This is a genomic window from Pseudomonas sp. NPDC090208 (assembly GCF_044746785.1).
GTDB lineage: Bacteria > Pseudomonadota > Gammaproteobacteria > Pseudomonadales > Pseudomonadaceae > Aquipseudomonas.
The window spans coordinates 25,633-37,883 of the sequence record NZ_JBIVCU010000031.1 but is presented as its reverse complement, the minus strand read 5'-3'; the positions used below and the strand labels follow the sequence as shown (position 1 = coordinate 37,883).

The 12,251-nt window shown below is 63.8% G+C and carries 10 protein-coding genes and 1 pseudogene; 6 read left to right on the top strand and 5 right to left on the bottom strand.

Features of this window, described 5'->3' with window-relative positions; translation table 11 throughout:
* Positions 1–228: 228 nt before the first annotated feature.
* Both ACIPL0_RS30280 and ACIPL0_RS30275 read left to right on the top strand, forming a co-directional pair.
* On the top strand, positions 229–1,149 hold the full coding sequence (locus tag ACIPL0_RS30280; protein WP_400602409.1) for a LysR family transcriptional regulator: 921 nt from the start codon (positions 229–231) through the stop codon (positions 1,147–1,149).
* 346 nt (positions 1,150–1,495) lie between these two features.
* Positions 1,496–3,115 carry a methyl-accepting chemotaxis protein gene (locus ACIPL0_RS30275; protein ID WP_400602411.1) on the top strand — a complete coding sequence of 540 codons (1,620 nt, stop codon included), beginning with the start codon at positions 1,496–1,498 and terminating at the stop codon, positions 3,113–3,115.
* 161 nt (positions 3,116–3,276) lie between these two features.
* On the opposite strand, the gene ACIPL0_RS30270 is transcribed toward ACIPL0_RS30275, so the two are convergent.
* The gene (locus ACIPL0_RS30270) at positions 3,277–4,215 is read right to left on the bottom strand and encodes a class I SAM-dependent methyltransferase (protein ID WP_400602413.1); all 939 of its coding nucleotides are present in this window, start codon (positions 4,213–4,215) and stop codon (positions 3,277–3,279) included.
* Positions 4,216–4,262: 47 nt separating this feature from the next.
* Positions 4,263–5,150, bottom strand: coding sequence for a LysR family transcriptional regulator (locus tag ACIPL0_RS30265; RefSeq protein WP_400602415.1), 888 nt, complete (start codon positions 5,148–5,150; stop codon positions 4,263–4,265).
* Positions 5,151–5,571: 421 nt separating this feature from the next.
* On the opposite strand from ACIPL0_RS30265, the gene ACIPL0_RS30260 reads away from it, so the two are divergent.
* A complete protein-coding gene (locus tag ACIPL0_RS30260; RefSeq protein ID WP_400602417.1) occupies positions 5,572–6,105 on the top strand; it encodes a GNAT family N-acetyltransferase in 534 nt (177 codons plus the stop codon).
* A pseudogene (locus ACIPL0_RS30255) lies at positions 6,098–7,243 on the top strand (MFS transporter); the annotation flags it as partial. The gene ACIPL0_RS30260 and the pseudogene ACIPL0_RS30255, both read left to right, overlap by 8 nt.
* Here ACIPL0_RS30255 and ACIPL0_RS30250 read toward each other — a convergent pair.
* The gene (locus ACIPL0_RS30250) at positions 7,169–8,449 is read right to left on the bottom strand and encodes an MFS transporter (protein WP_400602419.1); all 1,281 of its coding nucleotides are present in this window, start codon (positions 8,447–8,449) and stop codon (positions 7,169–7,171) included. The pseudogene ACIPL0_RS30255 and the gene ACIPL0_RS30250 sit on opposite strands and share 75 nt — an antisense overlap.
* A gap of 11 nt (positions 8,450–8,460) precedes the next feature.
* Complete coding sequence (locus ACIPL0_RS30245; protein WP_400602421.1) at positions 8,461–8,688, bottom strand: hypothetical protein; 228 nt, start codon at positions 8,686–8,688, stop codon at positions 8,461–8,463.
* Here ACIPL0_RS30245 and hemB point away from each other — a divergent pair.
* Positions 8,687–9,661, top strand: a complete 975-nt coding sequence (gene hemB, locus ACIPL0_RS30240) for a porphobilinogen synthase (protein ID WP_400602423.1) — start codon at positions 8,687–8,689, stop codon at positions 9,659–9,661. The two genes, ACIPL0_RS30245 and hemB, sit on opposite strands and share 2 nt — an antisense overlap.
* Before the next feature lie 482 nt (positions 9,662–10,143).
* Here hemB and ACIPL0_RS30235 read toward each other — a convergent pair whose 3' ends face one another.
* Positions 10,144–11,034, bottom strand: a complete 891-nt coding sequence (locus ACIPL0_RS30235) for a LysR family transcriptional regulator (protein ID WP_400602425.1) — start codon at positions 11,032–11,034, stop codon at positions 10,144–10,146.
* Positions 11,035–11,169: 135 nt separating this feature from the next.
* On the opposite strand from ACIPL0_RS30235, the gene ACIPL0_RS30230 reads away from it, so the two are divergent.
* Positions 11,170–12,153, top strand: coding sequence for a zinc-dependent alcohol dehydrogenase family protein (locus tag ACIPL0_RS30230; protein ID WP_400602447.1), 984 nt, complete (start codon positions 11,170–11,172; stop codon positions 12,151–12,153).
* Positions 12,154–12,251 lie beyond the last annotated feature (98 nt).

Here is a 12,251-nt window from a genome sequence, read left to right as displayed (position 1 = left end):
TCAAAAGGCACCGCTGCTCATCAGCTGCCATCCACCCCTCTCACCTCTGACATTACCTCAGCTAAAGACACAAGCTCTGCTCGCGATGGCGTCAGCCCAGACAAAACGATGCCAACTGACTCACCCCAGAACTCACTCCCTCCAAACGCCGGCTCAAACTGTATTTGTGCCCGAAAAGGTGATAAACCAGCTATCCAGCCCCTCAATTGATACGTGGTGTAACGAGTCGTGAAACGCCATTTCGATGATATTCAACTGGGCAGCATCGAGCTGTTCTGTCTGGCCGCCGAGGCCGGGAGTTTTACTGCCGCCGCGCTGGCCGCCGGTGTCACGCCGGCAGCGGTGAGCCGTTCGATCTCGCGGCTGGAGGAGCGTCTGGGCGTGCGCATGTTTGTGCGCACCACCCGCAGCATCCGTCTGACCGAAAGTGGCCGGGTGTATTTCGAGCAGTGCAGCCACGCGCTGACGCAACTGATCGAGGCCGAGCGGCAGGTGTCCGGGCAGCAGCTCAAGCCGTCCGGCACGTTGCGCATGAGCATTCCCACCACTTACGGCCATTACCGCATCCTGCCGCTGTTGCCGGAGTTTCGTCGGCGCTATCCGGAAGTGACGGTGGACATCAACCTGAGCAACCGCAATATCGATTTCGTCGAGGAGGGCTACGACATGGCCATCCGCGTGCGCACTCAGCCGGATTCGACCCTGATCGCCCGCAAACTGGAAGACGGCGCCCTGGTGATGGTGGCAACGCCCGAATACCTGCAACGGGTGGGCACGCCGCAAACCCTTGAAGACCTGGCCGATCACGACTGCATTCAGTACGAGTTGCCCAGCAACGGCCGGCGCATTCCCTGGCTGTTTCAGGAGAACGGCCAGTTGCGCGACATTCTCGCCGAAAGTGGTTATTGCTGTTCGGACGACGTGCTGGGCGGCGTGACTCTGGCCCGCCACGGCGCCGGTCTGTTTCAGGCGTACCGCTTCGTGGTGGAAAAGGACCTGCGCGACGGCACCCTGGTCGAAGTGCTCAAGGACTACGGCGGACGCTCGCGGCCCTTCACCTTGCTATACCCCAGCAACCGCCATGTGCCACTGCGGCTGCGGGCATTTATCGATTACCTGCTGGAGTGCCGGGAAAGCTGGCAGATGTGATGCTCACCGATATGGCCCCATGTAGGAGCTGGCTTGCCCTGCGACCTGCCGCGAAGCGGCAGCAAACCCGGCTGATGCGGTGTATCAGATGTACCGCATGCGCAGGTTTTACGACGGGTTCCCCGTCGCTCGCAGGGCAAGCCAGCTCCTACAGGGGAATGGCGTTCTCAGGTGCGCTGTGCTGTTCGTCGGGCGCTGCTCAAGAAACCCTCTGCGCAGCCGAACAGAGAGAGGCAAGCCCGCCGTTTTACAGCTGAATGCAACGCGGCGGCACAGGGAAGTGACCAGCAGGCAAACCCTCCGGCCCGCATGGGCAGAGGGCAGTCCTCCCTGACGAGATTCCTCCATGTCGAAATCCCTTAAATTGCAGATTCTGGCGCTGCTCAGCGGCAGCCTGTTTCTGGTCCTGCTGATTGCACTGGCCTGTTTCCAGTTTCTCTCCAACAACGTGCAGGCCTATCGCGGTCTGCTGGAAGGTCCGTTGCAGGCCTCCCAGCTCGTCGATCAGGCCAACCTGCAATTCAAGATCCAGGTGCAGGAATGGAAAAACGTCCTGCTGCGCGGCAAACAGGCCGGTGACCGTGACAAGTTCTGGGGCCAGTTCGAAGACCAGGAACGTCAGGTGCAAGACACCCTCGGACGGCTCAGCGCGATGACAGGGCTCGACGGGGCAACCAAGACCCAGGTCGAGCGTCTGCGTGACGAGCACCGGGCGCTGGGCGTGGCCTACCGCAAGGGCCGTGATGCGTTCGTCGCGGCAGGCGGTGATCCGGTCGCCGGTGATCAGGCGGTCAAGGGCGTGGACCGCGCCGCCAGCGAGCAGATGAGCAGTCTGGTGGCGACGCTGCGCAAGCAAAGTGACGAACAGTCGCAAAGCATCAGCAGCACGGCCAGCCAAACCATCGTCGTCGGTACGCTGGTGATGCTGGTTTCGGCGTTGCTGGTGGGCCTGCTGACCCTGTGGATGGTCAACCGCAATATCGTCGGGCCCATCCGCAGCCTGATCGACTACGTCGCGCAGTTGAGCGAAGGGCGTTTCAGCGAGCGTGTCGCCGTGACCCGACAGGACGAACTGGGCCGTCTGGCCGTGGCCGCCAATACCCTGCGTGATTTTCTTGCCGACACCTTCAGCCGCCTCAAGCGCAGCACCACCGACCTGGACAGCGCTGGCGGCGAGCTGAAGGCGATTGCCGCGCTGATGGCTCAGGGTTCCCACGAACAGTTCGAGCGCACCGATCAGGTGGCCACGGCGATGACCGAGATGTCCGCCACCGCTCAGGAAGTCGCCCGCCATGCAGCACAGGCCGCGCAAGCCGCCGATGAAGCAGACCGCAGCTCGCAGGACGGCGGCAAGGTCATGAGCGCGACCATCACCGCGATCACCCGCATGCGCACCGAAATCGGCAACACCGCCACGGTCATTCGCCGGCTGGAAAGCGACAGCGAGCGCATTGGCAAGGTGCTGGAGGTGATTCGCGGTATCGCCGAGCAGACCAACCTGCTGGCGCTCAATGCCGCCATCGAAGCGGCGCGGGCAGGGGATGCCGGGCGTGGGTTTGCCGTGGTCGCCGATGAAGTGCGTACCCTGGCCCAGCGCACGGCCGCTTCGACCGCCGAAATCAACCAGATCATCAGCTCGGTGCAGACCGGTGCCGTAGACGCTGCCCAGGCCATCGAAAACGGCCAGGCGCGCAGCCAGGAAAGTGTCGATCAGGTGACGCTGGCGGGCTCGTCGTTGCAGCGCATCACCGAAGCGGTCGAAGCCATTCGCGACATGAACCGGCAGATCGCCACGGCTGCGGAAGAACAGACCTCGGTGGCCGAAGACATCTCGCGCAACCTCACCGAAATCACCGCCATCGCCACCACCAACCAGGACAACGTGCAGCGCACCCAGACCGCCAGCCGCGATCTGCATGAGTTGTCGGTGGGCTTGAACGACGTGATTTCGCGGCTCAGCGCTTAACCTGTAGGAGCTGGCTTGTCCTGCGAGCGCGCCGGGGTCGCGTTCGACGGAACTCGTCGTAAAACCTGTGCACGCGGTCTGTCTGATACACCGCGATATCCGGATTTACTGCCGGTTCCCGGCAGGTCGCAGGACAAGCCAGCTCCTACAAATGACCGTTTTCAGCTCTGCCGGAACACCAACGCCTTGAGCCCACCCTCCGGTTCGATATCGGCGAACTCAGGCGGATTCTCCAGGCGCTGCTCGAAACGTAGCGTCGGTACTTCCCGCGCCATACTCTCGATAAGGAAGTCGGCGCCCAGCGACGGATCGTTCATGCAGGCCAGCACGCAGCCGTCGGCGGTCAACAGCTCCGGCAACTTGCGCAGCACGCGCTGGTAGTCCTTGGTCAGCAGAAAACTGCCTTTCTGGAACGACGGCGGGTCGATGATCACCAGGTCGTACGGCCCGCTGTTTTTCACCTTGCCCCAGGATTTGAACAGCTCGTGGCCAAGAAAGCTGACCTTGCTCAGGTCGTGGCGGTTCAGGCGATGGTTGTCGCGACCCCGACTCAAGGCGGCGCGGGACATGTCGAGGTTGACCACAAAGTCTGCGCCGCCCTCGATGGCGGCCACGGAAAAGCCGCAGGTGTAGGCGAACAGGTTGAGGATGCGCTTGCCACCGGCCTGGGCACGCACCCAGTCGCGGCCGTAGCGCATGTCGAGGAACAACCCGGTGTTCTGCTTTCTGCCGAAGTCGACGAGGTAACGCAGGCCGCCTTCGGTCAGCGTCCATTCTTCCGGCATCTCGCCCAGCAGGGTTTCGGTCAGGCTGTCGGCCAGGTAGCGATGTTGCAGCAACAGGGTATGGGCCTGGCTGCTGCGCCAGGCCGAGGACTGCACCAGCTCCGCCAGCAGCCGCTTCAGGGCGTCCAGCTCATCGTCGGCGGGCGCCTTGAACAGCGACACCAGCACCACGCCCTGCATCCAGTCCACGGTCAGTTGTTCCAGGCCCGGCCAGCGACGGCCACGGCCGTGGAACAGACGACGGGTTTCACTCGGCGCCGGGTCGAGGGCAGCAAGCAGGTGGGTGTTCAGGGTCTGAAGGGCGTCGGTGTTCATCGAAAGGCGGCGGGTCAAGTCGGAAAAGGGCGGCATTCTAAACCCAATCAGGGCGCCAGTGTCTGCAACGCTTGCAGCACCTGGCGCAGCGCCTTGCCCAGCGGCTTGTCCTGACGCAGGACAATGCCCAGGGTGCGACTCAGCGGCGGCGTCAGGGCCTGCACCTGCAAGCCGCGACGATGATGGGCGGCGGCCACCGACATGCGCGGCACGATGCTGTAACCCAACCCCGCCGAAACCATTTCCTTGATCGCCTCGATGCTGCCCAGTTCCATCACCGGCTTGATGCGCAGGCCGGCCTGCAGGTACCACTCATCGATCAGCAGGCGCGTGCTGCTGCCGGCTTCGAACACCACCAGCGGCAGCGCTTGAAGCGTTTGCGGCGTCAGCGTTGACGGCACGCCAGGATGCTCGCGGCTGAAAATGGCGACGAATTCGTCCTCCAGCAACGGGCTGATCGACAGGCTGCGCCCGGCCGCAGGCAGGGTGACCAGCGCCAAATCCAGGCGGTTCTGTTCGACGCCACGCAGGATGCCTTCGGTGTTGCCGGTGCTGACCCGCACATCCAGCGCCGGAAACTGCCGGCGCAAGGCTTGCAGCATCGGCGGCAACAGGTGAATGCACGCAGTGGCGCCGGTGCCGATGGCGATCTGGCCGGCAACTCCTTCGGCGTGGCTGGACAGATCGAGCAGGGCGTCCTCGACCACCGCGTCGATACGGCCGATGTGTTCCAGCAGGGTGTCGCCGGCAGACGTCGGCTTGATGCGCTTGCCGACCCGCTCGATCAGCCGCAGGTTGAGGCGGTCTTCCAGCTGGCGGATATGCAGGCTGACCGCGGGCTGGGTCAGCCCCAGGTGCGCGGCGGCGGCAGAAAAACTGCCGTGGCGAATGACCTGGGCGAAGGTGTGCAAATGGGTGAGGTTGAGCCGTTGCATGGCAAAGTTTTACTTATGCTGAGGATGACGAATCATAGCTTTTATTTGCGTTGGGTGAGCGTCATCATTTCCCTGTCTTGCCCGACCCCTTGTAGGAGCGCGCTTGCCCGCGATTGCGGTATATCAGACGAATCATGCTTGCCTGGTACAGCGCTATCGCGAGCAAGCTCACTCCTACAACGAACAGCGCTTCTCTGTAGGAGCGCGCTTGCCCGCGATTGCGGTATATCAGACGAATCATGCTTGCCTGGCACAGCGCAATCGCGAGCAAGCTCACTCCTACAACGAACAGCGCTTCTCTGTAGGAGTGAGCTTGCTCGCGATGGGCGGTCTATCAGCCAAATCGTGGCTGTCAGGCACAACGCAATCGCGGGCAAGCGCGCTCCTGCAGAATGAATTTCACCTTTGACCGAGATCCGCCATGCCCCACAACCTCACCCTGCGCGACGCCCGTGAAGATGACATGCCCGCCGTGCAGGCGATCTACGCCCATCACGTGCTCCACGGCACCGCCAGTTTCGAGCTGGAGCCGCCGACCCTGGCGCAGATGCTCCAGCGTCGTGCCGACGTGCTCGCTCACGGTCTGCCCTATGTGGTTGCTGAATGGGACGGCGAGGTGGTCGGCTACGGTTACGCCACGCTGTACCGGCCGCGCCCGGCCTATCGTTTTACCGTGGAGGACTCGGTGTACGTGCGCGACGGCATGGCCGGGCTCGGCATTGGTCAAACGCTGCTCGGGCGGATTGTCCAGCATTGCATCGACGACGGTCGGCGGCAGATGGTGGCGGTGATCGGCAACAGTGAAAACACCGCGTCGATCCGCCTGCATGAGCGCCTGGGTTTTCGCGTGGTTGGCGTGTTCCAGTCGGTGGGTTTCAAGCATGGTCGCTGGCTCGACACCGTGCTGATGCAGCGCGAACTGGGCGAGGGCAACAGCTGCGTGCCCCATGGCTGACACCTCTCTCGGTGCGGCCGTGGTCTGGCGGCTGGGCGTCGCGCAACTGATCAACTGGGGCACCTCGTTCTACCTGCTCGGTGCATTCGGTCAGGCCATGGCGACCGATCTGGGCTGGAGTGGCGAACGGGTGTTCGCCGGGCTGTCGGTGGCGATGCTGGTGATGGGCCTGGTGTCGCCCTTGAGCGGCAGCCTGATCGAGCGCTTTGGCGGGCGTCAGGTGCTGCGCGTCGGCACGCTCATCAACGCGGTGGGCTGCGTGCTGCTGGCGTGGGCGCCGCTGTCGCCGGGCGGCTATTACACGGTCTGGGCGCTGCTGGGTGTCGGCATGCGCCTGTCCTTGTACGACGCACTGTTCGCAACCCTGGCCGGTATCGCCGGGGAGCAGGCGCGTCCGGCCATGGTCCGCATCACCTTGCTCGGCGGGCTGTCGTCAGCGGTATTCTGGCCCCTCGGGCACGCCTTGCAGGAATCTGTCGGCTGGCGAAGCGGGCTGCTGATCTATGCGGCGTTGACGGCGGCAAGCCTGTTGCTGTTGAACGTGCTGCCAGGTGCTTCCGGCAAGCCTGCGGCAAAGATCACGGAAACTGGCGATGAAGACGACCGCCCGGCGCCGGTTTCGCTGCAGCTGCTGTATGGCCTGAGCGTGACCCTGATCGGCGTGTTGTCCGCCGGCCTGGGCCCGCAACTGCCGGGCTTGCTGGCAGGCATGGGCGCGCCGGTCGGTCTGGTCGCGCTGTGGGGGATCGGCCAGACCTGCGCGCGTCTGATGCAAAGCCTGTTTGGCCGTTCAGCTTCAGCGCTGCGGTTGAATCTGTGGGTCGGCATCGGCTTGCCGCTGTGTTTCGCCGTCGGCCTGATGGCTCAGGGCCGGGTGCTGTTGGCATGCCTGTTCGTGGCGGGCTACGGCGCGCTGAACGGGCTGGCGACGTTGCTGCGGGCCAGCCTGCCATTCGAGCTGTTCGCCCATCGCCAGTACGCCCGCTTGCTGGGCCGGCTGGTGGCGCCGGGGTTCATGCTGTCGGCCTTCGCGCCCTGGTGCTTCGCCGCCGTGCGTGACCACTCAGGTGATCGGGCCTTGCTCTGGCTGGCCCTGGGCATCAGTGGCGCTTTTCTGCTCACGGCCATCGTGTTGCGCAGTGTCGGCGGTCTCCGGCACGGCGTGCCACAGCAACAGGCAGGCGACCGCAGCGATCGCGGCGAGGGTGAGGAACGCCGCATCGTAACCGGCTTCACGGATCACCAGTCCGGCCAGGCCGTTGCTCAGCGCTGCACCGAGGCCGAACACCGTTGAAATCGCCCCGAGGCTGACATTGAAACGCCCGCTGCCTCGGGTCAGATCCTTGACCACCAGCGGCAACAGGGCGCCGAACGCACCGGCGCCAATACCGTCGAGCAATTGCACGGCGACCAGCCAGTATGGGTTGTCGGACAGCACATAGAGCACGCCGCGCAACGGCAGGATGATGAAACCGGCCAGCAGCAGCGGTTTGCGCCCCCAGACATCGGCCTTGACCCCGACCAGCCAGGCAACCGGCACCATTACCAGTTGTGCAGCAACGATGCAGGCCGAAGTCAGCGGTGTCGCCAGTTGCAGGTCGATCTGCGCCAATTTCTGGCTGACCAGCGGCAGCATGGCGGCATTGGCCAGATGAAACAGCCCGCAGCAGATGGCGAACAACAGCAGCGGGCGGTTGTTCAACAACACGCTGAGCCCTGATGGCGGTGGATGCTGATGATCCTGACCGGGTTCGAAACCACGGGCGATCTCATGGTCGATGGCCGCCGGGTCGACCAGACTGACCGCGACAACGCTGGCCAGCGCCATGAATGCCATCAAGTAAAACACCGCGATCGGCCCGAACAGCCACGAGCAGCCACCGGCCAGCAGGGCGGCGCAGGCGTTGCCGGCATGGTTCCAGGTTTCGTTGCGCCCGGTACGGCGGGTGAACGCGCGCGGGCCGGTGATGCCCAGCGAGATCGCCGCGATGGCCGGGGCGAACACCGAACCGGCAATCGCGCTGAGCGCCTGGGTCAGGGCGACCCAGCCAAACGAGTGGATGAACGGCAGCGCCAGGCAGGCGCCGGTCACCAGCAGCGCGGCAATCACCACCACCAGACGCTTGCTGCGGGTGCGGTCAATCAGCGCACCCGCTGGCGTCTGGGTCAGCAAAGCGGCTATACCAGCCAGCGTCATGACCAGACCGATGCTTGCCGGATCCCAGTGATGGACCGCCAGCAGGTAAATCGCCAGATACGGCCCGAGCCCGTCACGGACGTCGGCCAGGAAGAAGTTGAGGCCGTCCAGCGAGCGGTTGTTGCGCAGATCTGCCGGGCTGTTCAAGGTCGCTCTCGTCACGGGGCGCGGCGCAACCGGAACGGCTGCGGCTCTTGCTTAATGACCCCGGCGCACTGCCGTTGGTTCTGGCTTTTGCGCGGCACTGTTGCGGCATCGGTAAAGGACTTTATTGTCATGCCATTTGAATCGGGACCGTCGCAGGCATAAGCTTCGCGCCATTGATAGCGACCGGATGCGTCTTGTCCGGCCGGTTTTTCGCTAACACTTTCTTCAGGATCTGCCATGTCCAGTCTGTTTCCCGCCGCTCGTCCACGTCGTCTGCGCAGCAACGCCAACTTCCGCGCGCTGTTCCAGGAAACCGAATTCACCCTGAACGATCTGGTGCTGCCGATCTTCGTCGAAGAAGAAATCGACGATTTCGTGCCGATCAACAGCATGCCCGGCGTGCGCCGTATTCCGGAGTCGAAGCTGGCCCAGGAAGTCGAGCGCTATGCCCGTGCCGGCATCAAGTCGGTGATGACCTTCGGTGTGTCCCATCACCTGGACGCCACCGGCAGCGACACCTGGCAGGAAAACGGTCTGGTCTCGCGCATGTCGCGCATCATCAAGGACGCCGTGCCGGAAATGATCGTGATGTCCGACACCTGCTTCTGCGAATACACCGACCACGGCCATTGCGGCGTGATGCACGGTGCCCATGTCGACAACGACGCGACCATCGAAAACCTCGGCAAACAGGCCGTGATGGCGGCCCGCGCCGGTGCTGACGTGATCGCACCGTCGGCGGCGATGGACGGTCAGGTCCGCGCGATCCGTGCTGCGCTGGACGCGGCTGGTTTCACCAACACGCCGATCATGGCCTATTCGACCAAGTTCGCGTCGTCGCTGTACGGGCCGTTCCGCGAGGCGGGTGGCTCGGCGCTCAAGGGCGACCGCAAGAGCTACCAGATGAACCCGATGAACCGCCGCGAAGCCCTGCGCGAGTCGCTGCTGGATGAAGCCGAAGGCGCCGACGCGCTGATGGTCAAACCGGCGGGTGCCTACCTGGATATCATCCGCGACATCCGCGAAGCCTCGAACCTGCCGCTGGCGGCGTATCAGGTCAGCGGTGAGTACGCGATGATCAAGTTCGGCGCCCAGGCCGGTGCCATCGACGAAGGCCGCGTGGTCCGCGAAAGCCTCGGCGCGATCAAACGTGCCGGTGCCGACCTGATCTTCACCTACTTCGCCATGGACCTGGCGTTGGAAGGGATTTAAACGCCAATCCTCCGTAGCAGCGCGCTTGTCCGCGATGGCGGCCTGTCAGGCGCCATCGAGGTGTCAGACCGGACGCCTTCGCGGGCAAGCCCGCTCCCACAGGTTTTGCATTTGCCGCGCGTTCGATGAACGCCGCCAATTTCGTGGCTTGCCGGCGGTGATGTCCTCAAAATCGTGACCGTCGGCAAGCCGGACTGCTACAGGGGTTGGGTCATAGCCAAAAGGGTGGGGTTTCCCAAATCCCTGTGGGAGGGAGCTCTGCTCGCGATGGCGGTGGTTCAGTCAACACGGCAGCGTCTGCACGGACGCCATCGCGAGCAGAGCTCCCTCCCACGGCCTTCGGCCAGAATCAAAAGCGATCGTGTTCACTGCAACGGTGCGTTCGGCGCCAATCCTTTGTAGGAGTGAGCTTGCTCGCGATGACTGCCAGTCAGCCACTGCGAAAGTGCCTGACACCCTGCAATCGCGAGCAGAGCTCACTCCTACAAGGTTTTGCCAGAGGCAAACGCCTCGGCCAGAAAATCGACGAACGCCCGCACTCGCGCCGACTGTCTGCGATTGGCCGGGAGCAGGGCGTTGATCGGCAAGGAGGCGGGCACGTAATCCGGCAAAATCTGCACCACACGGCCCGCCTCTATATCCCTGCAATACAGCCATGACGGCGACAGCGAAATTCCCAGGCCGCTGAGAACCATCTGCCGGATCGCTTCGCTGTTGTTGCTGCGCACGTTGCCGCGCACCTGCACGCTGGACTGGCCGTCGTTGAAGGTCCAGCTGTCGAAGTCCTCCAGCAGGTTGAACAGCAGGCAGTTATGCCGGATCAGGTCATCCGGTGTCTGCGGCGTGCCGCGCTTTTGCAGGTAAGCCGGCGCTGCAACCATCAGCCGCCGGGTCACGCCCAGATGGCGGGCGATCAGGCTGCTGTCTTTCAGTTCGCCGATGCGGATTGCCACGTCGATGCCTTCGCTGACCAGTTCGACGTTCTGATCGCTGAGCAGCAGATCCACCGTGACTTCGGGATGGCGCTGCAGAAACGCCTGCAAGCGCGGCGCGATCTGCAGGCGGCCGAAGCTCACCGATGAGGCCACGCGCAACGGCCCGGCCACCGCTTCGCGGCCGGTCTGGAAGCTGTGCTCGGCGCTGTCCACTGCCGCGAGGATCTCCCGGCACTGGCGGTAATAGCGCTGGCCTTCGTCGGTCAGCGACAACTGCCGGGTGCTGCGGGCGATCAGCCGTCCACCGAGACGCTGTTCCAGCGCGCCGATCTGCTTGCTGACCGTCGGCTGCGTGGTGCCCAGTTCGCGGGCCACGGCAGAAAAACTGCCGCGCTCGACCACCCGCACGAACATGGTCATGGCTTCGAGGGTGTCCATCGCCGATCCATTTGGTTGTTTTCAGGCATGAATACTATAGCGATTAGGCGTCTTATCGGAATCGATGCCGACAGCGACACTGTCGCCATCGCCCATTACCGGGCCTCTGCAAATCAGGAACATGCCATGAGCACCATGCAAGCCGTCGTCGCCGTCGAGCACCAACAACCCCTGCAACTGCAAACCCTGCCACGCCCCGAGCTGCACGCCGGACAGGTATTGGTGCGGGTCATCGCCGCCGGGGTCAACCCGCTGGACGCCAAGATCAGCGCCGGCAAAGGCGCTCACGCCCGGCAGCCGCTGCCCGCCGTGTTGGGCATGGATCTGGCCGGGGTGGTCGAGGCAGTGGGCGACGGTGTAACCGCGTTCGCAGTCGGCGATGAGGTGTACGGCATGGCCGGCGGGATTGGCGGTCAGCAGGGCGGTCTGGCTCAGTACATTGCGGTTGATGCCGACCTGCTGGCGCGCAAACCGGCCAACTTGAGCATGCGCGAAGCCGCCGCGTTGCCGCTGATTTTCATCACCGCTTGGGAAGGGCTGGTGGACCGTGCGCAGGTTCGCGAAGGGCATACAGTGCTGGTTCATGGTGGTGCAGGTGGCGTCGGTCATGTCGCGGTGCAGATTGCCAGGGCTCAGGGCGCTCAGGTATTTGCCACCGGTTCGGCGCATAGCCGCGAGATCATCGAGAGCTTTGGCGCCACGGCCATTGATTACCGCAGCAGCTCCGTCGCCGATTACATGGCGCAGCACACGGCAGGCGAAGGTTTCAACATCGTCTACGACACCGTCGGCGGCGCCACGCTGGATGCTTCGTTCGCGGCGGCAAAGGTCTACACCGGGCACGTGGTCAGTTGCCTGGGCTGGGGCGAGCACAAGCTGGCGCCGCTGTCGTTCCGCGGTGCCACCTATTCGGGCGTGTTCACCCTGTTGCCGCTGCTGACCGGCAAAGGCCGCCAGCACCACGGCGGCATTCTCGCCCAGGCCACGCGCATGGCCGAGGCCGGACAATTGCGGGTGCGTCTGGACGAACAGCGTTTCATCATGAATGAAGCCAATCAGGCGTTCGAAAAAGTCAGCAGCGGTGCGGCCAATGGCAAGGTGGTGATTGATATCGAGTGATCTGATCCCGGTGCCGGGACACACCTGTAGGAGCCGGCTTGCTGGCGAACCCGTCGTGTCAGTCGACGACATCATGGTTGACACACCGCTTTCGCCAG